This is a genomic window from uncultured Porticoccus sp. (genome assembly GCF_963975625.1).
GTDB lineage: Bacteria > Pseudomonadota > Gammaproteobacteria > Pseudomonadales > Porticoccaceae > Porticoccus.
Genome location: NZ_CAXBHS010000005.1, coordinates 96,409 through 121,251, shown reverse-complemented (window position 1 = coordinate 121,251; position 24,843 = coordinate 96,409). Strand labels below are relative to the sequence as shown.

The following is a 24,843-nucleotide window of genomic DNA, read 5'->3' as shown; positions in this document are numbered from 1 at the left end:
ACACTCTCCCAAAATCAGGGGCGATCATGCGAATTATCAGTGTTGCCGTGGACGGTATCCAACAGGCTGCCGATCTGGGGTTATTTCAGTGGCTGGCCTCCCAGGACGCTCACATAATATGCCTTCAGGATCTCCGGTTGCCGGAACCCGTTCTCAGTTCTCGTGCCGAGTTTCAGCTCGACGGTTACTTCAGCTACTTCTTTGATGCGCCCCAACCAGAGCAGAATGGTGTCGCCATTTACACCCGGGATATGCCCAAGGCAATAATGTACGGTTTTGGTGCCAACAACGGCGAAGATATGAATGGGCGGTATCTGCAAGCCGACTTTGAGCATGTCAGCATCTGTTCTCTGCTGGCTCCTTCCGACAACGGCGGCCAACCGCTTAAAGACCGTTTTTTTCGGGATCTTCTGGCCCATTTCAGCAAAATCAGCAACAAGCGCCGTAACTATATTTTTTGTGGCAGCTGGAATATTGCCCATCGGTCAATTGACGTGAGCGCACCGGAAACCTGCTGCAATCTGTCCGGTTTCCTGCCACATGAGCAGCAGTGTCTCGATCAGGTATTCGGTGACATCGGTTACGCCGATGCTTTTCGGCTGTTCAACATGGATGCGGACGAATTCACTCACTGGCCTGCCGGTAAACCCCTTGAGGGGATGGGCTGGCGCACCGATATGCAAATTGTGTCAAAAAACCTCACCAGTCACGTGGAATATGCTGTGACCTACAAGGCCAAGACGTTTTCCAGTCACCTGCCAGTGATTGTGGATTATGATCTGGAGACACTCTGACAGCGGCGGCGAGCAAAACAGCATGCTAACCTTGCGCCAATACACGCCCCTCTTTAGACTGCCGAAACACCGACAAAAGCCAGATACTCGTTGAACCATTGATGCCTGATGTAATTCCGGAAAACTCCGTTGGTATTGTCACACCGCAAGCGATTCACTTCGATGAGCCGCTCGTGCTTGCCTGCGGCAGAACACTCGACAATTACACGCTGATGGTGGAAACCTATGGGGAATTGAATGCCGATGGCAGCAATGCCATCCTCATTTGTCATGCCCTCAGTGGTCATCACCACGCCGCCGGATACCACAGCATGGCCGATCAGCGGCCGGGTTGGTGGAACAATCATATCGGGCCGGGAAAACCCTTCGATACCAGCCGTTTTTTTATCGTCTGTCCGAATAATATCGGAGGCTGTCACGGTAGCACCGGCCCCATATCCATCAACCCTGATACCGGTCAACCGTGGGGGCCTGATTTCCCACCGTTGCGGGTCCGAGACTGGGTAGAAAGTCAGGCACGACTGGCGGACAAACTCGGCATCCGTCAATGGGCTGCCATTGTTGGCGGCAGTCTCGGTGGCATGCAGGTTATGCGCTGGGCTTTGGAATATCCGGATCGGCTGCGTCATGCGGTTGTCATCGCCTCGGCGATGAAACTCAGCGCGCAAAATATCGCTTTTAACGAGATAGCCCGCAACGCCATCCGATCCGATCCCGAGTTTTGCAACGGTCGCTATCTCGAACAACAGACTCAACCCAGAAACGGACTGGGGCTGGCGCGCATGATTGGCCACGTTACCTATTTATCGGATGAGCTGATGGGCAATAAATTCGGTCGGGAATTGCGCTCCGGTTCTTTTCAGCGCGGCCAGGATGCACCCATTGAATTCCAGGTGGAAAGCTATCTGCGTCATCAGGGTGACGCCTTTTCCGGTGCTTTCGATGCCAACACCTACCTTCTGATGACCAAAGCGCTCGACTATTTCGATCTCGCCCGTGAGTACGATCACAATCCGGTCGAGGCCTTCCGGCACGCCAGCTGCGATTTTCTTGTGGTGTCCTTTTCCAGCGACTGGCGCTTCTCGCCGGAACGCGCTGGGGAAATTGTTGAGGCAATGATCGCCGCCGATAAAAATGTGGCGTATACCGCCATTGAATCCACCCTTGGACACGATGCATTTCTATTGCCGAACCAGCGTTATGAGCAAGTGCTCACTGCCTACACAAACCGCATAGCAGCTGAGATTTCCTCAAAATGATGATACGCACAGACCTGAACATTATTCAGCAGTGGATCCATCCGAAGAGCCGAATTCTGGACCTCGGCTGCGGCGACGGCGAACTGCTGCAGACCCTCGCCAAGACAAAAGGCGTTTGGGGGTATGGGCTGGAAATTGATGCTGATAAAATTACGTCCTGTGTTGCCCGGGGCGTCAATGTGATTGAGGCCGATCTTGACGAAGGTCTGAGCCAGTTTTCCGACAACAGCTTTGACACCGTGGTCATGACCCAGGCCCTTCAGGCGATGCGCTATCCTCACCTGGTCCTGGGAGAAATGTTGCGCGTGGGCAAACAGTGTGTGGTGACATTTCCCAACTTCGGCAACTGGCGCGCCCGCAGCTATCTAGTGTCACGGGGCCGCATGCCGGTCACCAGGCAACTCACCTTCCAGTGGTACGACACGCCCAACATCCACTTTTGTACCGTGAAGGATTTTGAGGCACTCTGTTCGGAGAAGCGTATCCGGATACTGCATCGAGAATTTGTTGCAGAGCGACTGCCGGACAGGTACATGAAAGGTATCTGGCCAAATATGTTCAGTGACACCGCCATCTACCATTTGAGCAAGTAGGCCTCTTCATGACAGGTAGCCACAACATGAAAATAACCCAAGCAATCTCGTTATTCCTGTTCATCGCAGGTTTGAGTTTCAGTGCGCTGGCTGACAACCGCCCCTACAAGGAATACGGCGACCTGAAAGTGTTTTTCAGTGCCTTCAACAGCAGCTTTATCCAACCGGACGTTGCCAGTTCGTACAATATTGTTCGTGGCAAGGATAAAGGGCTGGTGAATATTGCCGTGGTCAAAAATGGCCACATGGGCGGTCTGCCAGCCGTGGTCAAGGGCACCGTCTCCAATATCTTCGGTCAACAGCAGGTGCTGGAATTCGCCGAAATCCGCGAAGAAAATGCAGTTTACTATCTGGCGCCGTTTCGTTTTGACAAGGAAGACTGGATGACCTTCAAAATTGACGTCAGTCCGGATTCCGACAAGGCGACACATTCGCTGACTTTTCAGCGCAAGTTCTATGTCGATGAGTAGCCTGTGACAGGCACCCCAGACTCTCCGTTCAGCAGGGGCGCAATAGCGCACTTAATAGCAACCTTTCTGTCATCCAGTTCAACATGAAAATTGTTCTCGCCACCGGTAACAAAGGCAAGCTTACAGAGTTTCAGCACCTGCTAGAATTACTCCCCTTCGACATTCTGCCGCAATCGGATTTTGAGATTCCAGAGGCGGTAGAAGATGGCCTCAGTTTTGTGGAAAATGCCCTGATCAAGGCCCGGCATGCCTCCCACCTCACCGACCTGCCCGCCATTGCAGATGACTCCGGTCTTGAAGTGGACGCACTCAATGGCGCCCCCGGAATATATTCCTCACGATTTTCCGGGGAAAACGCCACCGACCAGCAGAACAACCTGCGGTTGCTGTCACTGCTTCAGGAAGTACCCCGTGAGCAACGAACCGCCCGCTTTCATTGCCTGTTGGTATATCTGCGTCATGCGGAGGATCCGACGCCACTAATTTGCCAGGGCACCTGGGAGGGACTGATCGGGTTTATCCCGGAGGGTGACAACGGCTTTGGCTACGACCCACTTTTTTATATTCCCGAGCTCGGCTGTACCTCCGCACAGCTTGGCAAAGAGGAAAAAAATCGCATCAGTCACCGGGCCAAGGCCATGGCGCTATTACAGGAACGGCTTGTCAGCCTGTATAACCCATAGCCCCCAAAGCGCTGTCGCAACCAATTAGAATCCATTGTCATATACCAAGGTCCATAGGTATCGCTGTGCCCCGTCGCTCCTCACACACCCCCGCCAATCGCCAGCTCCACTGGCGCAGCTATCGGCGCACACCGCTGTTTGTTACCTACAGCGCCCTGCGGCCGTGGCTACTGGATCGAGGCTCACTCACCGAGCGCTTAATCCGGGCAAGCGCAGGGCAGTTTGAAGTAAAAATACTGTTTCAGGGCATGGGGGTACCCCAACTGTCCGAGCAACGTGCATTGGAGCTACCGGCCCGACAACGCGCCCTGATCAGGGAGGTCATCCTGTTTGGCAACCGCCAACCCTGGGTCCATGCCCGCAGCATCATTCCGATAACAACCCTGGCCGGGCGATTGCGCAAACTCCGAAAGCTGGACAACCAGCCCCTCGGCGCACTGCTGTTTAGCGACCCCGGCATGGCTCGCGGACCCATTGAAATTTCCAACCTGTCCATGCTCGAATCGTGGCCTTCTGCGGTACCGGCCAACTATGGTAGCCCCGTACAGGGACGCCGTTCACTGTTTTGGCTGGATAGCAAACCCTTGCTGGTGTCCGAGGTGTTTTTGACGGGGTTTACCCCGTACAATAAAACCCCCTGATTTCGCAACCATGCGGCATTTATGAGCAAAGCATTACAGCGACTTCCCGATTTTGTCCGGCTGATGCGCTTTGACAAGCCTATCGGTACGCTCCTGCTGCTCTGGCCGACGCTCTGGGCGTTATGGTTAGCCGCAGGCGGTGTCCCTTCCGCAAAAAATTTGCTGATCTTCGTGCTGGGTGTGATCCTGATGCGCGCCGCAGGCTGTGTCATCAATGATGTGGCCGACCGGCAGGTGGATGGCCATGTGACGCGAACACGGCACCGACCGCTACCCAATGGTAAGGTCAGCACCCGGGAGGCCATGGCGCTGTTTGTCGTGCTATGCCTGGTTGCCTTTGGTCTAGTGCTGCTGACCAACCCACTGACCATCAAATTGGCCCTGGTGGGTGTGGCACTGGCGGCCTGCTACCCCTTCATGAAACGTTTCACACATTTGCCGCAACTGGTGCTGGGTGCCGCCTTTGCCTGGAGTCTGCCCATGGCCTTTGCGGCAGAGAGCAACAGCCTGCCCCGGGAAATGTGGACACTGTACATTGCTGTGGTGCTCTGGACCGTCACCTACGATACCTTTTACGCCATGGTGGATCGGGAAGACGATCTGAAGATTGGCATCAAGTCTACCGCCATTCTTTTTGGCGACATGGATATACCCATTACCGCCTGTCTGCAAGGTCTGACACTGATCGCGCTGTTGATGACCGGAATCAACTTTAATCGCAGCAGCTGGTTTTTTCTGTCCCTGCTGGGAGCCGCCTTGCTGTTTCTCTACCAGCAGTATCTGATCCGCCATCGCGAGCGCGACGCCTGCTTCCGTGCTTTTCTCAATAATCATTACGTTGGTGCTATTATTTTTATCGGCCTGGCAGCGGACTACCAGCTCACTGCCGACTAGGTATCGGCCATTCATTTGTCGATTGTCATATTTTTGTCATGCTCAGGTCATGTAATGGGTATCTGGATATCAATGATGAAAAGAATATGAGTGATAAAACTGTACTGGTTGTAGACGATGAAACGGCCATTCGCGACATGATCTGTTCAGCGCTGGATGTGGCCGGATTTGACACCCTGCAGGCTGAAAATGCCCAGCAGGCGCATGCCATGATCATCGACCACAAACCCGACCTGGTGCTACTTGACTGGATGATGCCCGTCACCAGTGGCATTGAGTTGATCCGGCGACTACAACGGGATGACCTGACAAAAAATATACCGGTCATCATGCTGACCGCCAAAGCCAGTGAGGACAACCTGATCCAGGGCCTCGATGTGGGTGCGGACGACTATATCACCAAACCGTTTTCACCCCGTGCCCTGGTGGCCCGTATCAATGCGGTACTGCGCCGTGCCGAACCGGAGCTGCCCCCGGAACCGATAGAAGTGGATCAACTGCTGTTTGATCCCATCAGTCACCGGGTCACCATCAGTGGTCAACCGGTGTCCATGGGGCCGACTGAATTTCGGCTGCTGAGTTTCTTTCTCACGCACCAGGAGCGGGTCTATTCCCGTGATCAGATTCTGGACCATGTGTGGGGCGGCAACGTTTACATGGATGAGCGAACGGTGGATGTGCATATTCGCCGATTGCGCAAGGCAATTTCCCTTGCTGGGCAGGACCGCTTCATACAGACTGTGCGGGGCGCGGGTTACCGCTTTTCCACCAAGGTTTATGAAGAATAGGATCTGCATTGCACAGAGGGCTTAAGGCAGAAATACGGCGGATCGCCCTGCTCACCCTGTTTCTACTGCTGACAGGTTTTTTATGGGGCCACATTCTGCTCACCCTGCTCTTGGGTGGCGGCCTGTATATGTTGTGGACCTTCGCCCACATCACCCGACTCTACGATTGGCTCGACCAGAGCGCTGAAGGACCACCCCCCGAAGCAAGCGGCGTCTGGGGCGACATGACCGATTTCCTCTACCGGATGCAACAGCGCAACGAACGCGCCAAACAAAGTCGCCGACAACTGGCCGAGCGCGTCAAGGATATTACTTCTGCGCTGGCGGACGGCATTATCATTCTCACCCCCGATCGGGAACTGGAGTGGTGGAATCCGGCGGCTGAAAAACTGCTTGGCCTCGTCAAACAGGATCGCGGCCAATCCATGACCAACCTGGTTCGAGATCCCCGTTTCGTGGTATTTATCCAGAGTGACGCACTGCCCCCGCCACTGGAACTAAATTCGCCGGAAGATCCCACAAGAACCTTGCTGTTTACCGCCGCAACCTTTGGTGAGGGCAATATCATCCTGGTCGTGCAGGACATTACCCGGCTGCGCAATCTGGAACAAATGCGACAGGACTTTGTGGCCAATATCTCCCATGAGCTACGGACACCCTTAACCGTGCTCTCGGGCTATATCGAAACCCTGCAGGACAATGCCGACCAGTTGCCCAAAGGCTGGGCAAAAGCATTGCTGCAGATGGGCCAGCAAACGGAACGCCTCAACGCCCTGGCCAATGATCTGGTGATGCTGTCACAATTGGAATCCAACCGGAAACCCCCTTCGCGGGCACCCATCATGCTGGATCAATTATTGCAGCAGATTGCCGAGGATGCCCGCATGGTGGCTGGTGATAACTACCTCATCGAAACAGACTGCGCCACAGACACCCCTTTCAAAGGGGAATACAAGGAACTTTACAGCGCCTTCTCGAACCTTGTACTCAATGCCATCAAGCACAATCCGTCTGGCGTGCGCGTTCAAATACGCTGCTTTCACACCGCATCAGATATCGTGGTGGAAATCTGCGATAACGGTTCCGGTATTGATCCAAAGCACCTGCCCCGTCTGACCGAACGTTTTTATCGGGTGGACCAGAGCCGCGCCACCAGTACCGGCGGCACAGGACTGGGACTGGCCATTGTTAAACATGTGTTGATGCGTCACGGCGGATCAATGAAAATCGACAGTACACTGGGGAAAGGTAGCTGCTTTCGCTGCCAGCTGCCCCTGCTAACCTGATGATATACCCGGTCAGCTTTTCCAATCCCACAGGACCGATCCCACAGGAAACAGATGCAATATCGAGAATTAGGAAACTCCGGGCTGACTCTCAGCACCATTGGCCTCGGCACCATGACCTGGGGCGAGCAGAATAGTCGGAAAGACGCGTTTCAGCAGCTGGATTGTGCCCTCGACCACGGTATCAACTTTGTGGACACCGCAGAGATGTATCCGGTACCACCAAACGCACAAACCCAGGGCTTGACCGAACAATACCTGGGTGACTGGCTGACCCACTCGGGGCGTCGCCAGGACGTGGTTCTGGCCACCAAAGTGACCGGCGGTGACGGCAACAACAGCGGTTTTGACTATATCAGAGGCGGTCCCCGGCTGAATCGTAAACAGATTTTTCAGGCACTGGACGATTCCCTGCGCAGACTGCAGACCGACTACATTGATTTATACCAGGTGCACTGGCCGGAGCGTCCCGCCAATATTTTTGGCCGCTCCGCTCCGAGTGACTACTCACTGACTGACTACACCCCCATCGATGAAACCTGGCAAGCGTTGAATGACCTGGTTAAGCAGGGCAAGGTACGTCATATCGGTGTCTCCAATGAAACCCCCTGGGGTCTGATGCAATATCAGGCGGCCGCTGACGCCGGCCATGGCGCACCGATTGTCAGTATTCAGAACCCCTACAATCTGTTGAACCGACAGTTCGAGGTATCACTGGCTGAATGGTCAATCAATGAACGGATCGGCCTGCTCGCCTACTCTCCATTGGCTTTCGGTATGCTATCTGGCAAATACCTGCAGGGCCGACGGCCCGCCAATGGTCGGCTGACACTGTTCGAACGGTTCCAGCGCTACAATCACCCCTCGGCCTTTAAAGCGACCGAACGCTATGTGGCATTGGCCAGACAGTATGATATTTCACCGGTACACTTGGCACTGGGCTTCGTTCACCGGCAACCGTTTGTCGCCTCAACCATTATTGGCGCCACTACCCTGTCACAGCTGCAGGAAAACATCGACAGTCTCACCACACCCATGAGCGAAGCACTGCTGGCGGATATTGATCTGATTCATCGGGATATCAGCAATCCCGCCCCCTGAGAGGCAGACATTGGACATACGTGTTCTCGACAGCATTGACCAGTGTGACGCCCGGGACTGGGATACGCTGTTCGACAGTGACTACCCTTTTTTACAGCACCGCTTCCTCTCTCTACTGGAACACTCAGGCAGCGCCTGTACCCAGACGGGCTGGCACCCACAACACCTGTTGCTGAGCCAGGACGGGGTCACCGTTGCCGCGCTTCCGCTTTACCGTAAAACGCACTCGCGGGGTGAATACGTATTCGATTGGGCCTGGGCGGAGGCCTACCACGGGCGCCGCCTCGACTATTACCCGAAGCTGCTCAGCGCGGTGCCATTCACGCCGGCGTGCGGGCCGCGCCTCGGACTGTTGCCCGGTATCAGTCTGAGCGATATCAGCCCAATACTGCTGACGGCGATCCAGCAACTGGCGGGGCAGCAGGGCGCCACCGGCTGGCACTTGCTGTTTCCTCACGCGCCACTGTCGGACGCTCTGCAAACGGCAGGGGGGATGCTGCGCAGCGGCGTGCAATATCTCTGGAACAACCGAGATTATCGTGATTTCACCGATTTTACCGACACGTTCTCCTCAAGAAAGCGCAAGAATATCAACAGGGAACGACACACCCTCAAGCATGCAGGCCTGCTTGTCGAACGACTCACCGGTGCGCAGATCAGTGCTGACTGGTGGGAATTCTTCTTCGTGCTCTATCATCGCACCTACCTCAAGCACAGCGGCAACAGCGGCTATCTGACCCAGGCCTTCTTCCAGCAACTGGGTCAAATCATGCCCGATCAGGTGATGATGGTCGTCGCCATGGAAGGGGACGAAAAAGTCGCCGCCGCCCTGTTCTTCCACGATCACAATAACCTCTATGGTCGTTATTGGGGATGCACTCGCGAGTACGATTTCCTGCATTTTGAACTTTGCTACTATCAGGGTATCGAATTTGCCATTGAACGCGGATTAGGCACGTTCGATGCCGGAGCCCAGGGTGAGCACAAAATCAAACGGGGTTTCGAGCCCACTGAAAACTGTTCTGTCCACTGGATCAGACACCCCGATTTTGCCGCTGCCATCGGTCGCTTCCTGAAGGAGGAGCGTCAATACGTACTCAGCTATATTCAGGAAGCCCGGCGACAGTTACCATACAAAACCGCCGATCAATAAACTCGCACCGTTCCCCTGTGGAGGAATCTATTCGTGAAAACCCCTGTCTGGTTACTGGTCTTCAGCCTGCTGTTACTGCCCGCTGCCAGTCAGGCATCCAGCAAGCTGGAAATCGATCTGTTTGTGCAAGAAACCCTGGCCGATTTTTACAAGCAGTCTTCCGCGGGCCGGGAACTGGCCTCCCGCGCCAAGGGCATGTTAATTTTCCCGAAAATCTACAAGGCCGGTTTCTGGGTCGGCGGGGAATATGGTGAAGGCGCTTTGCGAATTAGCGGCAATACCGTGGGATATTACAACATTGCCTCGGCATCACTGGGGCTGCAACTGGGCGTTCAGAAAAAATCCCAGGTCATCCTTTTCATGACCGATGACGCCTTACAAAAATTTCGCAGCAGTCAGGGCTGGGAAGCCGGTGTTGACGGCAGCGTCGCCATTGCCAACTTCGGTGCCGGGGAAGAAATTGATACCAAAACGTTCCAGCAACCGATTATCGGCTTCGTCTTCTCCAACAAGGGATTGATGTACAACCTGACCATCGAAGGGGCGAAAATAACACCCATTCAGCCCCGTTGATTCGGAATCTTCCGACGCCTACCTCCGCTGCCAGACCAGCAGACGGTTATTTGCCGGCATGGCATGGTCGTCCAGCAATGTCAGCCCGGCCTTGTCGGCCAGACGATTAACCGCTTCGAAATCGCGGATCCCCCGATACGAGGCATTCTGCTTCAGCATCTGATCAAAGCGGGCATTGCTGTCACTGGTAAATTCACCGCCATAGTTAAAGGGCCCGTAAATCACCACATGTGCACCCGGCTGCAGCAGCTTTTCCAGCCCGGCAAACAGGCTGATCACCGATTGCCAGGCCATGATATGGCAGGTGTTGGCGGTAAAAACTGCATCGGCAGAGGTCACCGGCCAGGGCTGCTGATCAACGTCCAACACCAGCGGACGGCGCAGATTCTCGGCGGGATGTTCATCAATCCAGCTGTTGATAGCGTCGTGATTCACCGCCAGGTCGGAGGTTTGCCAGATCAGGTGTGATAATCGGGGGGCAAAGTAGACGGCGTGCTGGCCCGTGCCGCTACCCAGTTCAAGTACGTGGCGGGAAGACGCCAATACCTCGTGTAGCACCTGAAAAATCGGCTGCTGATTATTTTCGCAAGCCTGTGAAAAAGGTTTCTCCGCCATCATGCCACCTGCTCCGCCACGTCCCGAGTGAATACCCATTCCCGAGCTGACGACATGGCGGACTGAAACGCATAGCCACCGAGATCGAACGCCTTGACGCCCTCGGGGTCATCAATACGCTGTTCAATCAGGTAACGGCTCATCAGTCCACGAGCCTTTTTGGCGTAAAAACTGATGATTTTGTATTTGCCGTTTTTCCAGTCCTTGAATACCGGGGTAATGATGTCGGCATTCAGCAAACCCGGCTGCACAGCTCTGAAATACTCGTTGGAGGCCAGATTCAGCAACACTGGTCGCGACATCGCCGCCAGTTCAGCATTCAGGCCATCGGTAATTTTTCTGCCCCAGAACTGATAGAGATCAGCACCGCGCGGATTGGCCAGACGGGTTCCCATTTCCAGTCGGTAGGGTTGCATCAGATCCAGTGGCCGCAACAGACCATAGAGCCCCGACAGAATCCGCAGATGCTGCTGCGCCCACTGCAGGTCGGCCTCCGAAAGACTCTCGGCCGCCAGTCCGGTGTAAACATCCCCCTTAAAGGCCAGCAGCGCCTGTTTTGCATTGCTGGTCGTGAATGTCGGCTGCCAGTTGAGATAGCGGCCAAAGTTCAGATCACCCAGCTTGGCACTGATACCCATCAACTCCGACACCTGTGGTGGTGAAAGCTGCTGCAACTCGTCGATCAGCGCCTTTGAATCCTCCAGATAAGCGGGCATCGTAAAGTCCGCTGTGGTCGATGGCGTTTCATAATCCAGTGTCTTGGCGGGGGAAATAACAGTCAGCATGGTTTATCCAATGTATGAAATCATTACAGGTTACCATGGTCTATTATACTGCGTTGATCGCAATCTGTTCGTCAGGAGAATCCATGCCCCGGGTCGTGCCACTTTTCTTATCCACGCTAATGTTGCTCGTATTCTTGAGTGGTTGTTCGGTGAACCCCGTCACTGGCAAAAGCGAGTTCTCGTTGATGTCGGCGGAGCAGGAAGTGGCAATAGGTGCCAGCAACTATGCCCCCTCCCAACAATCCCAGGGAGGCCGCTATATTATTGACCCCGAAGTGCAGGCCTATGTCAGCGGCGTGGGGAAGAAACTGGCCGCCGTCAGTGATCGTCCCGACCTGCCCTACGAATTTGTGGTACTGAACAACTCGGTGCCCAATGCCTGGGCTTTACCCGGAGGCAAGATCGCCATCAATCGCGGGCTGCTCGTGCAGCTGGAGGATGAATCCCAACTGGCCGCCGTACTGGCCCACGAAATTGTCCACGCCGCTGCCCGGCACAGCGCTGCACAGATGACCCGCGGCACCCTGATGAGCATCGGTGCCGCCGCTGTCGGTGTGGCGGGCTCAAATTATGGTCTCGGCGAAATGGGTTCACAAATGGCACAGATGGGTGCCGCTGCCTGGATGGCCAAGTACGGCCGCAGTGCCGAACTGGAATCCGACGCCTACGGCATGGATTACATGGCCCGCGCCGGATACGACCCCAGTGGGGCAGTTAAGCTGCAGAAGACCTTTGTCAAACTGAGCGAAGGTCGTCAACAGGACTTTCTCAGCGGTTTGTTCGCCAGCCATCCCCCATCACAGGAGCGGGTAGATGCCAACCGCATCAAGGCCGCGACACTCCCCAAAGGCGTCATCAATCGCGAGCTCTACCAACGCAAAATTGCCCAGCTCAAACGCGATGAACCCGCTTACAAGGCCCAGGAAGCGGCGATGAAAGCACTCAGTGCCGATAACCCGAAAGCCGCTCTCAGCGAACTGGACAAAGCCATTGCCATTCAACCCAATGACGGCTATTTCTGGGAATTGCGCGGCCATGCCTGGGCCATGCAGGAAAACATGAGCAATGCCGAACAGGCTTTTACCACTGCCATCGGTAAAAACCCCGACTATTTCAGCCACCATCTGTCTCGGGGCCTGCTGCGTTTTGAGGAGGGCAAAAAAACCGCTGCCCGCAGTGATCTGGAAAAGAGTTATCAACTGCTGCCAACGCCCTATGCCGGATACTATCTGGGTGAAATTGCACTGGAAAACGGCGACCAGAAAAATGCCATTAATTATTTCCAGTCCGCTGCCCAGGGTGCCGGTGAAATGGCCAAAAAAGCCCAGGCGCGGCTGGCAGTACTGGAACTGGCCACCGCTCCCCACAAATACATCCTCAGCCAGTTGTCCCTGACGGACGACGGCTATCTGCGCGTCACCGTTAAAAACAACAGCCCGGTCACCGTCACCAATGTGAAGCTGCAGGTCACCGAGATGGTGAATGCCTATATTGCCGGCGGTAGTTCCACCATGAATGGGCCGCGGCAGTTATCGCCGGGCCAGCAGGTGTCCATGAAAACCAGCATAGGCCCGTTCACGGATGGCAACGACGCCGCCCGCTACCGCATTCAGGTCTCGTCTGTTGAGGTAGCCGAATAAACCGATACTGGCGCGCTAAAACCCCCGGCTCAATGCCTCCACCAGAAATACCAGGGTGGAGGACAGCATCATACGCTTCGGATTGGGGCCGACCCGCACAACCCAGATCACGGCAACAACCGACGCCAGCACAAAAGGGAGGGTTGATGCCAACCCTCTCGACCCCAGCCCAAAGGCCAGCGCCAACAACCCCAGCGTAGTTGCCAACAGCACCGCTGAAACGCGATAGGTAACCACGGCTCCGTGGCGCACCGCAAAGCACTGTTTGCCCGCCTGCCGATCTGTTTCGATCTGCGGCGGCTGGTGGGAAAACAGCAACGCCGTAGCAAAGGCCGCAAACGCGCCCATCCCCAATAGTGAGCTCCAGCCAAACGGCTGTTCTGCGACAAACCACAGGCCACCAAACACGCCGGGGCCATAACAGAGCGCCGTGGCCCACTCCCCGGCGGCAGTGTAGGAAAGTGGACGCTGCCCGGCGTTATACAACACCCCCAACACCGCAAGAGGCAGGGCAAAAACCAGAATCCACAGCTGCTGGACAAACAACAACACCAGCAGCCCAAGGGCACCCCCGACTGTCAGACTGATCAGACCGTGATAAAAGGCGGTGCGGACACTGCCGTCGTGAATACGCACCCAGGAATCGTACTTGAAAGTGTCGGCGCCCAGCTGCCAGTCCTTGGCATCATTGAGCAGGTTGATACCGTGTTGCAGCAGCACCACAGCCAGGGTCGCCAACCCTAGCGCAGTGTGACTGAACGGCTTTTCCGCCAGCAGCCAGACCGCGACGCCGGGCAGTATCGATACCAGATAGACGGCAGGGTTGAGCGCCTGCCACCATCTGACCGATGAGAATTGCTCTACACGCTCAACGTTCAAACAGGCTATTGGGCCACCGCCCCGGCTTGCGGTGAATGGAAATTATCCAGGGCCACCTGAAACCAGTGGGTGTGCTGGCGCTCGGAATCGATCACCTGTTGGTAAACCGCTGCGGTGTCGGTGTCGTTCGCCGCCAGCGCCTGATCGCGGAAACGGGGATAGATATCCTGGTATTCCCGCTCTTCCACCCGAATCGCCACCTGCAATGCTTTTTCCACCACCCCGTCGGGATTCAGGGCAATCAGCTCGTCGCAATTGCTACGAATAGCTTCCAGGGCGTCGATAGCGCGCTGGGTATCTTCACCCCGTTGTGGCACACCGATATCGCTGTACAGCGCCCGCAACCAGACCGCGTGCAGCTTCTCCTCACCGGCTACTTTGCGGAACAGGGTCGCCAGCTCCGGATAACCGGCCTTGCCCGCCCAACGAGCAAACTCCGGGTACATCACCCGGTTTTCGTACTCTTCCACATCCACAAACGATGCCGCCGTCCCGGCCATATCATCAGACTGGCAGGCAGCCGCAAAGCACCCGAAAATCATCTCTTCGCTAATCTCAGCCTTTTCCATTGCTTTTCTCCGTGAAAGTCGTTGGGTTATTAACAGGGTGTAAATGGAACAGCTACATTAACCCGTAACAGGGACTGGCAACACCTTTTGGATCATATTGTGGGTGGATGACCATTGATGACTATTGAGAGTCATCGCAACTAACGCTTCCACATTACAGCGCTACCCAATCGCCGTGTTAACCGACAGCGGTAACACCCTCTATTTGTACAACACTCATGGCTTCCGAACGTTCAATAATTTTAACCATAGCGGATTGAATCGCCTCATCCTCCCGGGCATCGATGACACTGGAAAAACGCTGCTCCTGTATTTCTGCTCCCTCTTCCAGGCAGAACTTCACTGACACCCCATCCGCACAACCAGCAGCCTTGCCAAAATATTCTATGGTAATTTCCGGATAGCCCTGACGGCTCATTTTGACGCGCTTGGCTATACGCTTTTTGGACTTTTCAAGATTCATAATATTGCCCTTTAGTGGAGGGGAGTATAACGCCAGGCATTGAAGCCGATCATGAGGTTTCTAATCTGACTCCAAATCATCTGTATTAATAAGTGATTGCCAATTGCTGCTTTGACTGGTTGACGCGTTAGCGCATCAGTCTTTCCGTCAGAAACTGGCTACAGGCTTTAACCCGGGCATTACTGCGCAAATCTCGATGGGTCAGCAACCAAAGGTCCGAATGAAAATCGCGGTCAAGGGTGCCCAAGGGTGGCAACCCATCGGCGACATCATCAGGCAGTAGTGCAACCCCGAGACCGGCTTTCACCAGGGCCGCCATGCCCATCAACGTATTGGCGCGGGCCACAATGCTGACTGCTGAACAATGCTTCTCCAGCCACTGCATGGGTTTGAGTCGCAATAAAGCTCGCTCCGGGCCAATCACCGGCATGCCACTCAATGTCTTTGCCGTGTAAACCCCGGATTGGCCATGGGCGAATCTTTCCGAACCATATAGCTGCCAGGGCATTGTCATTAATTTTCGACCCACCAGATGCTCCGGAGGGTTATTGGTGGCACGAAGGGCGATATCGGCTTCCATCCGTGAAAGATTGAGATCGTCACTGTCAGCAAGGAGTTCTATCTCAATGCCCGGGTATAGTGCCCGGAACTCCGCAAGCAAGGGCGGCAGCTGGTAATAGGCAAAACCGTCGGGGCAGGTAATACGCACCTTGCCTTCCAGGGTTTGATCACCGCCGAGAATCATTCGATCCACATCGTCAATGGCCTCGGCAACCTGCTCCACTCGCACCATCAACAGCTCACCGGCACCGGTCAACTGATAGCGGGTATCCCATCGCTCGAATAGACGCACGCCGAGTTTTTCTTCCAGCCCCTTGATTCGCCGGAATACCGTGGAGTGATTGACGCCCAGTCGCTTGCGGGCACCCGTAAGACTCCCGGTTTCCGCAACCGCCTGAAAATACCGCAGATCATCCCAACTATCCATAACGATGACTCACCCCGCTCTTTTTGCATTTTTGCAAATATCGTTTGAACATAATGAGAATTATATTTCATATTTGCAACACTCATACTGCACCTGAACCCATTCACTTACAGAGGATCGCAATATGAACAAGTACGCAAACCACGGCACCGCCCTGCTTCGCATCAGCCTTGGCGTTATCTATATCGCCCACAGTCTGTACCTGAAACTGGTGGTATTCACCCTGCCCGGCACAGCCGCCTTCTTTGCAAGCCTCGGCTTGCCCGCTATAGCGGCCTACGCCACGTTTATCGTTGAGGCAATAGGCGGTATTGCATTGCTGCTGGGCTATCAGGCCCGCTGGGCGGCACTGGCATTGATACCCGTCGCACTGGGTGCCACCTGGGCCCACAGTGGTGCGGGCTGGGTATTCAGCAATGCCGGTGGGGGTTGGGAATACCCCTTGTTTCTCGCCATCACCACGGCGGTCATTGCCCTACAGGGCAACGGTAGTCTGGCATTGCAACGCAAACACGCATCAATCCACTAACCGGAACCATGCAGATGTACAAACACATCCGGGCAAACGAGCGGGGCAGCACGCTGCTGCCCTGGCTCCGAAGCTATCACAGTTTTTCATTCAACCAGTATTACGACCCCGCGCGGATGGGCTTTGGCCCCCTGCGGGTAGTTAATCAGGATTGGGTGGCTCCCGGTGGCGGCTTCTCCAGCCATAGTCACCGTGACGCTTTAATCATCAGCCTGGTCACGCAGGGTGAGATGGTTCACCGGGACAACGCCGGTCATGAACGTTTACTTGGCACCGGAGACTATCAGTATATGAGCGCAGGTAGCGGTATCCACCACAGTGAATTCAATGCCAGTGATACCGAGCCAATGGAATTTGTACAGATCTGGGTAACACCCCGCCACAAAAATACAGCACCTGCTTACCAGGTCCGCCATTTTGACGATGCGGCGGCGCTGCAGCCAATCGCCGCCGGAGAGGCGGATGTGGACGTGGATACCAAAGTCTTTCTACTGGATCAGGATATCCGTATCTGGCAACTGCAACTCAACGCCGGAGAACATCTCCAGCAAAACCTGCCCGATCAATGGCAGCGCCGGGTGCAACTTGTCAAAGGTGAAATCACCCTGGAGAACATACTGTTGCAACCCGGCGACGCACTGGAATTTTGCCCAGACTTATACCCGAATCAGGTAACGACCTATCGGGCCAACAGCAACAGTCTGGCGCTGATTTTCGATATTCCCGCACACCACCAACAGAGGACAACCCCATGAGCTCACTTAATCAAGCCGCCCTGCAACAATTGTTTACCCATGCCCACACCCACAGTCACTGGCTGGATCAAGGCATCGCCGCCGATACCCTGCGCCAGCTCTACCAGCTCGCCGCCATGGGGCCCACCAGCATGAACGCCCAACCGGGACGGTTTGTATTCCTCACCACCCCGGCGGCCAAACAACAATTGCTACCGGCACTGGCAGAGGGCAACCGCGATAAAACCCTGGCCGCACCGGTCACCGTTATCGTCGCCCACGACCCAGCCTTCTACCGCCACCTGCCGGAACTGTTCCCACACATGGAAGGCGCGGAACAGATGTATGCCGAGAACGATGAACTGGCCCAAAGCACCGCCTTCCGCAACGGCACCCTGCAGGGAGCATGGCTGATCATGGCCGCCCGCGCACTGGGACTGGACTGTGGCCCCATGTCCGGTTTCGACAACAGCAAAACCGATGAGATTTTCTTTACTGAAAATGGCTGGAAATCCAACTTTCTGGTCAACCTCGGCTACGGCGATTCGCAGAAACTCCACGCCCGAGGCAAGCGGTTGGAGTTTGAAGAGGCCTGCCTGTTGTTGTAGAACAGCCCCTCAAACTTCAGGCAATAAAAAATGCCGCTGTTCTCACGAGCAGCGGCATTCACTTATCTTACGTTCTAACTTTTAGTTTTTACTCTGACTCCAAGTATCCTGTGATGTAAATATTTTGCCTTGGGAATACTCAGTTAGCCAGAAGTGCCCGCTTGAATTATTGGTTCAAAATATCTTCGATCCAATTTAGAAATCTGTCTGCACTTCTGGTTTCGAAGCTGTCCTTATTTGGTACGTAATAGCAAAAGTCTGATTTGACCGGTCGAGTTTCAAATTGTTGTAGAAGGTTAGATTTTACAAGCCTTGTAGTGAGTGTCGTAGAACAGAACACAAGTCCATTTTCTGCCATAGCCTGTTGGATCCCGAAAAGCTCTTGATCAAACTTTTTGAGTTTAATATCAGCTCCTTCCAGGCCATTTGTTTCCAACCAAGCAGCTAGTGGAGGATCCGGTAACGATTTATTTTTCCACTCCGTTGTAAAAAGGGTAATGGGTTCATTTGACCAGGAAGGAGGCGTCATTCCATAGGCACCAAATACATTGAATGATTCATATCTGATGACATCAGAATCCTTGGCGACTGAGACATCACCGAAACGAATTGGAATAATATATGATTGGCTGTCGACCGACTCCCCAGTCGATATTTCCATGGAAATATCGGGGTTGGCTTGTTCAAATTCATGCTGGGCGGGGATCAGCACCATAGCTGCCAATGATGATGTCGTCGTTACCCTGGCCGCAGTGCCAGCCTTCATCACTTCTTCCAAGACACTGTCAATTTTTCGAAATCCCTCCGAGGTGGCTTTAGCTAATCTTTTACCTGTTCCTGTGAGTGATATCCGCCTTCCCTGTCGATGAAACAAATTTACATTTAACCGACTTTCCAGGTTGCTAATGTGGTGTGAAATGGCTGTTGGCGTCAGCGAAAGTTCTTCTGCCGCCAACTTAAAACTTCCCCGACGGGCAGCCGACTCAAAGGCTTTCAGCGCCTGTAACGATACCTGCAAACTCTATCTCCAAATCAATCACTGGTTCATCGATAGTATAGATGATTTAAACTCATCTATACGTGTAATTCTTTCGTTTGTAGCATTCGATACAGACTCACAAAATAGCGCCTGTTCTTAATTAACCAAGGTAATGGACATGAGCACATTATTACACGTCGACTCTAGCGTTAGAGCTGTGAACAACCCGAACCCGGATCACGACTCAATATCGAAAAGTATCGCTCTCCGGTTTGTTGATACATGGCGACAGAATCGTCCTGAAGATGAGTATATCTATCGTGATGTTGGAGTGAATCCGCCTGATTTCATTACCCAGGACTGGATTGGCGCGGTGTTTACCCCTGAGGAAAAAAGAACCCCGGCACAGAAAGAGAGACTGGCACTATCAGATGAACTGATAGCTGAGGTGGCAGCAGCCGATGTGATCCTGATTTCCTCACCAATGTATAACTACGGTATGCCGGCTCAGCTAAAAGCGTGGTTCGATCAAATTGTACGTATCAACAAAACCTTTGATTTCGATCTCAAACGAGGTGACTTCCCGTTACAGCCTCTACTCTCGGGTAAGACATTGATCATAGCGACTTCCAGCGGAGAGTTTGGTTTTCAAAAAGGAGGAATAAGAGAAGATTCTGGTCACCTGGCACCACACCTACGGACACTGAGTAAATATTTGGGGGTGGACACAATCTATGAGATTGCCTCTGAGTACCAGGAATTTGGTGACGACAGACACCGTATGTCAGTCGCCGATGCAAAAGATCGAGCCGAACGTATTGCGTCAGAACTTACTATTTCGAGTCTGGCTCCATCGTCAAAAAATGAGGTCGCCAATGTGTGACCCTATTGATACAGAACTTCTCATAAAGTGTGGAGAAAACGTTATTGATTTGGCTGTTGGCAATGTCAAGGCAGGTGGTTTGCCGTTTGCAGCCATTGTCGTTAATCAGAATGGAGAAATTATAGGCAAAGGGGTCAATCAAGTCGCCAAGCATCTGGATTGTACCGCACACGCTGAAATCCAGGCGATAAGAGAGGCTTCACGGAATGAAAAAACTTTTTCTTTAAAAGGAACGATATTAATTGCTTCAGGAGAGCCTTGCGCTCTCTGTTATATGGCAATCCGTATGGCTGAGATTATGAAAGTTATTATCGTATCGGATAGATATGAGGCGGAAAAACACGGGTTCGATTATCTATGGACTTACAAGTATTTCAACGCCAGCCTCTTCCATGAGCTCGAGGTTGTGACGCTGGATAATGACAGGAAATTGCTCCCATTCCAGTTAGCCCAAATCAATTTGAGTGATTAAGATTAGTAGTTTAAATCTTTCATTAATTTCCAGCTTGGTAAGCGTCATCTTACGATGAGCGCTTTAAAGAGGTTCTCTGCATAACGCCGTGGTAAGGGGCAACCGAAACGCAGTGTAGGTTGTCCCGCGCAGGCCGCGCTTTTTGCGGCCGGAGTGTACTTGACCATCTTGTTAAGCATTTACTCCTCGTAAGCCTGAATATATTCACAGAATTTGTAGCCAAGGGATGACAACCTGAAATAAGGCGTTACTCTTACACCACTTCTGTCTCCATGCAATCTTGGGGTTAATAGTTTCTTATCCATTAACTCCTGCTCATAGATTTCAATTAATTCCTGGTGCTCTAGCCCGGATGCTTCGGTAACTTCTGCAAGCCATTTAGTAGCACCGTAATGTTGATTGGCTTCGAAGGCTCCCTCCTGAACAATCTTCCATACGGTAGAAAGTAGTACAATTTCCCCACCTGAAAGATCTCTCGCAATTTTCATTAATTGCTGTGGAAGGAAGCTACTCCGATCAGATACTTCTTCAGACGCGGCGACTAGAAATATCTTTTGTAATACCTCGAAACGAACCTCATCCGGAGAGTCCTTATCAAGAAACTCAAGTAGCTCTTGTAGGCACACTTGATGTTGCTCAGAAAATTGATAATCATCCTTAACCTTTCCTTTTTCTCTATATCTATTCCACTCCTCCAGAAATGTAGATAGAAACATTCCGCCTCTCATCCTTTGGAATGTATGACTTACAGAAAGGATGAGCTCACTTTTTGAAGAAGTGGCAACGCCAGTCAGCCCTTCCGCCAGATTAGTAAGCGTTTTAACGATGATATTACTTGTATCATCCTGGAAAGGCTCAATATCTTTATTTTCACTCATAACTATCCTAGATGCTTAACGTTTGGGTTACTTGCGGCTACTCAGCGTAGCGAAGTGTTGCGCGATAATGGCGAAGCCAGCGCAACAACTAAGCGAATCAGTAAGCGTCAGGTAGACCCTCTTGTTAGTTGCATACTGGAACATTAGCAATTACATGATTAGAAATGACCGCAACAGATATACCTACTGCTATACCTATCAATATTGCCCAGATACGTTCAGAGCGCTTTTGGGCCAATTCATCAAGTTTAAAATGCCCTTCAGCCGTAATATATAGGATCTCCTTATCAAATCCTGATCCGGATACAAATTGACCTAAATATGGTTTTCCAGGACCCAGCGAAAGCATCATATATAAGAATATTGATAATTGATGTATACCTTGAGATGCGAAAGTCCTGCTACTGTCTTTAGTATCGATATTTACATATCCAGCACAAAATAATATCGCTAATGGGTGGTAGTCTCTGTGATCATTAGACTTTTTCTTAATAAGCTCACTTGCTTGTCCACAAGTAAGTGAGCCCTCGACAGATAAGGCTTTCAGTAATCTAAGTGGTTCGGAAATACTCATAGCAACTAACAGTATGTTAATGATGGCTTTGCCATCATAATAATTATTAGAGTGCATTCCTCATAATTCACAGCAATTAAAATGCACTTTTCTTAACTTATTGGTTATACAGGATTTATTTTTTCTTCCGAAAAAATCTCCTTATTAAAGAGGGCAAGCCCTCTTTAATTTTGCAGCTATTATCGGCGGGACGTACAACAAACTTCATGGATGAGGTTGGCATGGCGAAATCTCCCTTTCTTAAATTCATTGTTTGGTTTATGCAGGTTCGCAATTACAGCAAACGAATCATTGAGGTGTACCTGTGCTGTATCCAATATTTCATAGTGCTTTGTGGAAGGCAACTCTCGGGGACTTGGGTTTTTCTGATATCAAGTGTTAGCTCGTCGTCCTGGCAATGGGAAGGATGTCACACAGGAAGAGGTGAGCAGCCCCCTCAGTCATCTGTAGGAGGCTTGGACAGGAAAGCCGGGAATGGGTTGCTTTAATGAGCGCCACGCTGATGAGCACACCAACCTACTCATCAGCGCGGCATATTAGCTGGCGATGGCTTCCATTTCCTCCTCCGACCTCGCTGCTGCCCGGTGCCGACCGAGGCCATTGAAGATGGCCACAATCGCCGCGCTGATAATATTGCGGTGCACTCCCACGCCGAATATCGCCGGGCCGTCGTCGATCTGCATTTCGATATAGCACACGGCCTCCACTTCTGAACCAGTGCCCAGGGCGTGCTCGTGGTAGTCGATGATGCTGATATTCCCGCCCAGGGCTTTTACCGCCGCGTCGATGGTGCCGTTGCCAATGCCATTGACGGTTCTGGCTTTGCCCTGCTCCATAAACTGGATCTGCACTTCGGTGGCGCCCTTGTCGCCGTGGCTGTGGGTGGTGACATCCGCCTCGGCAAAACTGTAGGCGCCGCTGTCCTGCAAATACGCCTGTTCAAACAGGGCGAAGATATCGGCACTGGTGGCCTCGCGGCCCTCGCGGTCGGTGAAGGCTTTCACCACCCGGCTGAACTCGATCTGCAGGCGGCGCGGCAATTCCAGACCATACTGCTGTTGCAACAGGAAGCTGACGCCTCCCTTGCCGGACTGGCTGTTAACCCGCACTACCGCTTCGTAGCCCCGGTTCAGGTCGGCGGGGTCGATGGGCAAGTAAGGCACCTCCCAGATCTCGCCCTCCATCCGCTGGGCAAAGCCCTTCTTGATGGCGTCCTGGTGGGAGCCGGAAAAGGCGGTGAACACCAGCTCACCCGCGTAGGGATGGCGGGGATGCACCGGCAACTGGTTGCACTCTTCCACGGTGCGGCGAATGGCCTCGATGCGGGAAAAATCCAGACCGGGATGCACGCCCTGGGAATAGAGGTTCAACGCCAGGGTGACAATATCCACATTGCCGGTGCGCTCGCCGTTGCCAAACAGGCAGCCCTCCACCCGGTCGGCGCCAGCCATCAACGCCAGTTCCGCCGCCGCCACGGCGGTGCCCCGGTCGTTGTGGGGGTGGACACTGATAACAATGCTGTCCCGGCGCGCCAGATTACGATCCATCCATTCCACCTGATCGGCATAGACGTTGGGAGTGGACATCTCCACCGTGGCGGGCAGGTTGAAAATCATTCTGTGCTCGGGGGTGGGCTGCCAGATCGCGCTGACCGCGTCGCACACCTCTTTGGCCACCGCCAATTCGGTGCCGGAAAACACCTCCGGCGAATACTGGTATACCCACTCGGTCTCCGGATGCTGGCTGGTGTAGTGCTTGACCCAGCGGGTGCCCTGCTCGGCGATGGCTTTCACCCCGGCCACATCGGTGTTGTAGACGATGCGGCGGAATTGTGGCGCCGTGGGGTTGTACAGATGCACGATGGCGCGTCGGGCACCCACCACGGATGCCACGGTGCGGGCAATCAAATCCTCTCGCGCCTGGGTCAGCACCTCGATGGTGACATCCTCGGGGATACGGTCTTCCTCGATCAGGCGGCGCACGAAATTGAAGTCGGTGTCGGAGGCCGCGGGGAACGCCACTTCGATCTCCTTAAAACCGATCTCCACCAGCATCTCGAAAAAGCGCAGCTTGGTGTCCACCGACATGGGGTCGATCAGGGACTGGTTGCCGTCCCGCAGGTCGGTGCTCATCCAGATAGGCGGTTTTTCGAGGGTGCGACCGGGCCAGCGGCGGTCTTCCAACCGTACGGGTTCAAAGGGGCGGTATTTGCTGGCGGGATTACTGATCATTGCGCTCTCCGAAGGACATATTAAATGGCCCCTGAAAAAAGCCGGCAGTCAGGTTCAAAGGGTGGGGGTTGCACCCTCTGACGGTGCCGGGAGCTTTTGGCCCACTGCTTTTCTCAGGATGGTTGACAGTTTAATGCGTTAACGGCGGCATTTTATTGCTACTTGTATGGCAATTTTTATTATTTCAGCAATAATATGTTTATATAAATATTAATTGAGCAATTATATGAAACTGGACGCCTACGACCGGGCTATTCTCAGAAAGCTGCAACAGGAAGGGCGCATCTCCAACCAGGACCTGGCGGAAAATGTGAACCTCTCACCATCTCCCTGCCTGCGCCGGGTGCGGCGTCTGGAAGAAGAAGGGGTTATCGATGGCTATACCGCCCGACTGAACGCCCGACGGCTGGGATTAAACCTGATGGCCTTTATCCAGATCAGCATGGACAAGCATATCCCCGAGCGCTTCCAAGGGTTCGAATCAGCGGTTGCCAACTTCCCGGAAGTGCTGGAGTGCCACCTGATCACTGGCCAGGCAGCAGATTACCTGCTCAAGGTGGTGGTGGAGGATATGGACGGCTACCAGCAGTTTTTGCTGAATAAAATTACCCGTATCGAGGGAGTATCCGGGGTGCAATCGTCCTTTGTTTTGAAATCGCCGCAGAATACGGCAACGTTGCCGGTATGAGCGTCCAGCACGCGCTGAGATTGCTCCCGCTTATGCTTTATCGATAACCAGGACAGACTACAGCAACGACAGAATAGCCGTGGTAATCACCAG

General features: G+C 53.4%; 29 protein-coding genes. 19 read left to right on the top strand and 10 right to left on the bottom strand.

The window, feature by feature from the left end:
• Window positions 1-26: 26 nt before the first annotated feature.
• From AACZ64_RS06435 to AACZ64_RS06380, 12 genes are all read left to right on the top strand, one after another.
• Window positions 27-794: an exodeoxyribonuclease III gene (locus AACZ64_RS06435; RefSeq protein WP_339639781.1), complete on the top strand. Its 768-nt coding sequence runs from the start codon at window positions 27-29 to the stop codon at window positions 792-794.
• A 101-nt stretch (window positions 795-895) separates the two neighbouring features.
• Window positions 896-2,053 (top strand): homoserine O-acetyltransferase, encoded by a 1,158-nt coding sequence (locus AACZ64_RS06430; protein WP_339639780.1) that lies wholly within the window; start codon window positions 896-898, stop codon window positions 2,051-2,053.
• 2 nt (window positions 2,054-2,055) lie between these two features.
• Window positions 2,056-2,646 carry a methionine biosynthesis protein MetW gene (metW, locus tag AACZ64_RS06425; protein ID WP_339639808.1) on the top strand — a complete coding sequence of 197 codons (591 nt, stop codon included), beginning with the start codon at window positions 2,056-2,058 and terminating at the stop codon, window positions 2,644-2,646.
• A gap of 26 nt (window positions 2,647-2,672) precedes the next feature.
• Entirely contained in the window at window positions 2,673-3,116 is a 444-nt protein-coding gene (locus AACZ64_RS06420) for a DUF4426 domain-containing protein (protein WP_339639779.1), read from the top strand.
• A gap of 83 nt (window positions 3,117-3,199) precedes the next feature.
• The gene (rdgB, locus tag AACZ64_RS06415; RefSeq protein WP_293614535.1) at window positions 3,200-3,799 is read left to right on the top strand and encodes an RdgB/HAM1 family non-canonical purine NTP pyrophosphatase; all 600 of its coding nucleotides are present in this window, start codon (window positions 3,200-3,202) and stop codon (window positions 3,797-3,799) included.
• Between the two features lie 65 nt (window positions 3,800-3,864).
• On the top strand, window positions 3,865-4,440 hold the full coding sequence (locus AACZ64_RS06410) for a chorismate lyase (protein ID WP_293614534.1): 576 nt from the start codon (window positions 3,865-3,867) through the stop codon (window positions 4,438-4,440).
• 21 nt (window positions 4,441-4,461) lie between these two features.
• Window positions 4,462-5,334, top strand: coding sequence for a 4-hydroxybenzoate octaprenyltransferase (gene ubiA / locus AACZ64_RS06405; RefSeq protein ID WP_293614533.1), 873 nt, complete (start codon window positions 4,462-4,464; stop codon window positions 5,332-5,334).
• An 86-nt stretch (window positions 5,335-5,420) separates the two neighbouring features.
• A complete protein-coding gene (gene phoB / locus AACZ64_RS06400) occupies window positions 5,421-6,122 on the top strand; it encodes a phosphate regulon transcriptional regulator PhoB (RefSeq protein WP_036858776.1) in 702 nt (233 codons plus the stop codon).
• An 8-nt stretch (window positions 6,123-6,130) separates the two neighbouring features.
• Complete coding sequence (gene phoR, locus AACZ64_RS06395) at window positions 6,131-7,408, top strand: phosphate regulon sensor histidine kinase PhoR (protein WP_293614532.1); 1,278 nt, start codon at window positions 6,131-6,133, stop codon at window positions 7,406-7,408.
• A gap of 54 nt (window positions 7,409-7,462) precedes the next feature.
• Window positions 7,463-8,509, top strand: a complete 1,047-nt coding sequence (locus AACZ64_RS06390; RefSeq protein ID WP_293614531.1) for an NADP(H)-dependent aldo-keto reductase — start codon at window positions 7,463-7,465, stop codon at window positions 8,507-8,509.
• 10 nt (window positions 8,510-8,519) lie between these two features.
• Window positions 8,520-9,662, top strand: a complete 1,143-nt coding sequence (locus AACZ64_RS06385; protein WP_339639778.1) for a GNAT family N-acetyltransferase — start codon at window positions 8,520-8,522, stop codon at window positions 9,660-9,662.
• Window positions 9,663-9,695: 33 nt separating this feature from the next.
• A complete protein-coding gene (locus tag AACZ64_RS06380; RefSeq protein WP_293614529.1) occupies window positions 9,696-10,235 on the top strand; it encodes a YSC84-related protein in 540 nt (179 codons plus the stop codon).
• A gap of 18 nt (window positions 10,236-10,253) precedes the next feature.
• On the opposite strand, the gene AACZ64_RS06375 is transcribed toward AACZ64_RS06380, so the two are convergent.
• Both AACZ64_RS06375 and yaaA read right to left on the bottom strand, forming a co-directional pair.
• Window positions 10,254-10,853: a DUF938 domain-containing protein gene (locus AACZ64_RS06375; RefSeq protein ID WP_339639777.1), complete on the bottom strand. Its 600-nt coding sequence runs from the start codon at window positions 10,851-10,853 to the stop codon at window positions 10,254-10,256.
• Window positions 10,850-11,635, bottom strand: a complete 786-nt coding sequence (gene yaaA, locus AACZ64_RS06370) for a peroxide stress protein YaaA (protein WP_293614528.1) — start codon at window positions 11,633-11,635, stop codon at window positions 10,850-10,852. The genes AACZ64_RS06375 and yaaA overlap by 4 nt, the downstream gene beginning before the upstream one ends.
• A 14-nt stretch (window positions 11,636-11,649) precedes the next feature.
• Between yaaA and AACZ64_RS06365 the strand changes: the two genes are divergently transcribed.
• A complete protein-coding gene (locus tag AACZ64_RS06365) occupies window positions 11,650-13,275 on the top strand; it encodes a M48 family metalloprotease (protein ID WP_293614527.1) in 1,626 nt (541 codons plus the stop codon).
• Window positions 13,276-13,290: 15 nt separating this feature from the next.
• Here AACZ64_RS06365 and AACZ64_RS06360 read toward each other — a convergent pair whose 3' ends face one another.
• The 4 genes from AACZ64_RS06360 to AACZ64_RS06345 form a co-directional block, all read right to left on the bottom strand.
• Window positions 13,291-14,154 carry a UbiA family prenyltransferase gene (locus AACZ64_RS06360; RefSeq protein WP_293614526.1) on the bottom strand — a complete coding sequence of 288 codons (864 nt, stop codon included), beginning with the start codon at window positions 14,152-14,154 and terminating at the stop codon, window positions 13,291-13,293.
• 5 nt (window positions 14,155-14,159) lie between these two features.
• The gene (locus AACZ64_RS06355) at window positions 14,160-14,723 is read right to left on the bottom strand and encodes a ferritin family protein (RefSeq protein ID WP_293614525.1); all 564 of its coding nucleotides are present in this window, start codon (window positions 14,721-14,723) and stop codon (window positions 14,160-14,162) included.
• 178 nt (window positions 14,724-14,901) lie between these two features.
• Window positions 14,902-15,186, bottom strand: a complete 285-nt coding sequence (locus tag AACZ64_RS06350; protein ID WP_036858785.1) for a hypothetical protein — start codon at window positions 15,184-15,186, stop codon at window positions 14,902-14,904.
• A 127-nt stretch (window positions 15,187-15,313) separates the two neighbouring features.
• A complete protein-coding gene (locus AACZ64_RS06345; RefSeq protein WP_293614524.1) occupies window positions 15,314-16,174 on the bottom strand; it encodes a LysR family transcriptional regulator in 861 nt (286 codons plus the stop codon).
• Window positions 16,175-16,298: 124 nt separating this feature from the next.
• On the opposite strand from AACZ64_RS06345, the gene AACZ64_RS06340 reads away from it, so the two are divergent.
• Genes AACZ64_RS06340 through AACZ64_RS06330 form a run of 3 tightly spaced genes read left to right on the top strand, consistent with a single transcriptional unit; the run spans window position 16,299 to window position 18,045 of the window.
• A complete protein-coding gene (locus AACZ64_RS06340) occupies window positions 16,299-16,703 on the top strand; it encodes a DoxX family protein (protein ID WP_293614523.1) in 405 nt (134 codons plus the stop codon).
• A 14-nt stretch (window positions 16,704-16,717) separates the two neighbouring features.
• Complete coding sequence (locus AACZ64_RS06335; protein WP_293614522.1) at window positions 16,718-17,458, top strand: pirin family protein; 741 nt, start codon at window positions 16,718-16,720, stop codon at window positions 17,456-17,458.
• Window positions 17,455-18,045, top strand: coding sequence for a malonic semialdehyde reductase (locus AACZ64_RS06330; RefSeq protein WP_293614521.1), 591 nt, complete (start codon window positions 17,455-17,457; stop codon window positions 18,043-18,045). Before AACZ64_RS06335 ends, AACZ64_RS06330 begins: the two co-directional genes overlap by 4 nt.
• Window positions 18,046-18,211: 166 nt before the next feature.
• Here the strand turns inward: AACZ64_RS06330 and AACZ64_RS06325 are convergent, their stop codons facing one another.
• A complete protein-coding gene (locus tag AACZ64_RS06325; protein WP_293614520.1) occupies window positions 18,212-19,063 on the bottom strand; it encodes a LysR family transcriptional regulator in 852 nt (283 codons plus the stop codon).
• Window positions 19,064-19,202: 139 nt separating this feature from the next.
• Here AACZ64_RS06325 and AACZ64_RS06320 point away from each other — a divergent pair, with 139 nt between their 5' ends.
• Together AACZ64_RS06320 and AACZ64_RS06315 are read left to right on the top strand one after the other, a co-directional pair.
• Window positions 19,203-19,907, top strand: a complete 705-nt coding sequence (locus AACZ64_RS06320; RefSeq protein ID WP_293614519.1) for an NAD(P)H-dependent oxidoreductase — start codon at window positions 19,203-19,205, stop codon at window positions 19,905-19,907.
• Window positions 19,900-20,379: a nucleoside deaminase gene (locus tag AACZ64_RS06315; RefSeq protein WP_293614518.1), complete on the top strand. Its 480-nt coding sequence runs from the start codon at window positions 19,900-19,902 to the stop codon at window positions 20,377-20,379. Before AACZ64_RS06320 ends, AACZ64_RS06315 begins: the two co-directional genes overlap by 8 nt.
• A 179-nt stretch (window positions 20,380-20,558) precedes the next feature.
• On the opposite strand, the gene AACZ64_RS06310 is transcribed toward AACZ64_RS06315, so the two are convergent.
• The 3 genes from AACZ64_RS06310 to leuA form a co-directional block, all read right to left on the bottom strand.
• The gene (locus AACZ64_RS06310) at window positions 20,559-21,257 is read right to left on the bottom strand and encodes a hypothetical protein (protein ID WP_293614517.1); all 699 of its coding nucleotides are present in this window, start codon (window positions 21,255-21,257) and stop codon (window positions 20,559-20,561) included.
• Between the two features lie 124 nt (window positions 21,258-21,381).
• The gene (locus AACZ64_RS06305) at window positions 21,382-21,888 is read right to left on the bottom strand and encodes a hypothetical protein (RefSeq protein WP_339639776.1); all 507 of its coding nucleotides are present in this window, start codon (window positions 21,886-21,888) and stop codon (window positions 21,382-21,384) included.
• A gap of 479 nt (window positions 21,889-22,367) precedes the next feature.
• Entirely contained in the window at window positions 22,368-24,062 is a 1,695-nt protein-coding gene (leuA, locus tag AACZ64_RS06300) for a 2-isopropylmalate synthase (RefSeq protein ID WP_293614515.1), read from the bottom strand.
• A 226-nt stretch (window positions 24,063-24,288) separates the two neighbouring features.
• Here leuA and AACZ64_RS06295 point away from each other — a divergent pair, with 226 nt between their 5' ends.
• Window positions 24,289-24,750: an Lrp/AsnC family transcriptional regulator gene (locus tag AACZ64_RS06295; protein ID WP_293614514.1), complete on the top strand. Its 462-nt coding sequence runs from the start codon at window positions 24,289-24,291 to the stop codon at window positions 24,748-24,750.
• Window positions 24,751-24,843: the final 93 nt, after the last annotated feature.

Bases quoted from the DNA above. Each gene is read 5' to 3' on its own strand.
- AACZ64_RS06320 (WP_293614519.1), top strand. From the start codon at position 19,203: ATGAGCACATTATTACACGTCGACTCTAGCGTTAGAGCTGTGAACAAC.
- AACZ64_RS06315 (WP_293614518.1), top strand. From the start codon at position 19,900: ATGTGTGACCCTATTGATACAGAACTTCTCATAAAGTGTGGAGAAAAC.
- leuA (WP_293614515.1), bottom strand. From the start codon at position 24,062: ATGATCAGTAATCCCGCCAGCAAATACCGCCCCTTTGAACCCGTACGG.
- AACZ64_RS06335 (WP_293614522.1), top strand. From the start codon at position 16,718: ATGTACAAACACATCCGGGCAAACGAGCGGGGCAGCACGCTGCTGCCC.
- yaaA (WP_293614528.1), bottom strand. From the start codon at position 11,635: ATGCTGACTGTTATTTCCCCCGCCAAGACACTGGATTATGAAACGCCA.
- AACZ64_RS06305 (WP_339639776.1), bottom strand. From the start codon at position 21,888: ATGCACTCTAATAATTATTATGATGGCAAAGCCATCATTAACATACTG.
- AACZ64_RS06435 (WP_339639781.1), top strand. From the start codon at position 27: ATGCGAATTATCAGTGTTGCCGTGGACGGTATCCAACAGGCTGCCGAT.
- AACZ64_RS06355 (WP_293614525.1), bottom strand. From the start codon at position 14,723: ATGGAAAAGGCTGAGATTAGCGAAGAGATGATTTTCGGGTGCTTTGCG.
- AACZ64_RS06350 (WP_036858785.1), bottom strand. From the start codon at position 15,186: ATGAATCTTGAAAAGTCCAAAAAGCGTATAGCCAAGCGCGTCAAAATG.
- AACZ64_RS06365 (WP_293614527.1), top strand. From the start codon at position 11,650: ATGAAATCATTACAGGTTACCATGGTCTATTATACTGCGTTGATCGCA.
- rdgB (WP_293614535.1), top strand. From the start codon at position 3,200: ATGAAAATTGTTCTCGCCACCGGTAACAAAGGCAAGCTTACAGAGTTT.
- AACZ64_RS06330 (WP_293614521.1), top strand. From the start codon at position 17,455: ATGAGCTCACTTAATCAAGCCGCCCTGCAACAATTGTTTACCCATGCC.
- AACZ64_RS06420 (WP_339639779.1), top strand. From the start codon at position 2,673: ATGAAAATAACCCAAGCAATCTCGTTATTCCTGTTCATCGCAGGTTTG.
- AACZ64_RS06390 (WP_293614531.1), top strand. From the start codon at position 7,463: ATGCAATATCGAGAATTAGGAAACTCCGGGCTGACTCTCAGCACCATT.
- ubiA (WP_293614533.1), top strand. From the start codon at position 4,462: ATGAGCAAAGCATTACAGCGACTTCCCGATTTTGTCCGGCTGATGCGC.
- AACZ64_RS06430 (WP_339639780.1), top strand. From the start codon at position 896: ATGCCTGATGTAATTCCGGAAAACTCCGTTGGTATTGTCACACCGCAA.
- phoB (WP_036858776.1), top strand. From the start codon at position 5,421: ATGAGTGATAAAACTGTACTGGTTGTAGACGATGAAACGGCCATTCGC.
- AACZ64_RS06345 (WP_293614524.1), bottom strand. From the start codon at position 16,174: ATGGATAGTTGGGATGATCTGCGGTATTTTCAGGCGGTTGCGGAAACC.
- AACZ64_RS06310 (WP_293614517.1), bottom strand. From the start codon at position 21,257: ATGAGTGAAAATAAAGATATTGAGCCTTTCCAGGATGATACAAGTAAT.
- AACZ64_RS06295 (WP_293614514.1), top strand. From the start codon at position 24,289: ATGAAACTGGACGCCTACGACCGGGCTATTCTCAGAAAGCTGCAACAG.
- AACZ64_RS06375 (WP_339639777.1), bottom strand. From the start codon at position 10,853: ATGATGGCGGAGAAACCTTTTTCACAGGCTTGCGAAAATAATCAGCAG.
- AACZ64_RS06340 (WP_293614523.1), top strand. From the start codon at position 16,299: ATGAACAAGTACGCAAACCACGGCACCGCCCTGCTTCGCATCAGCCTT.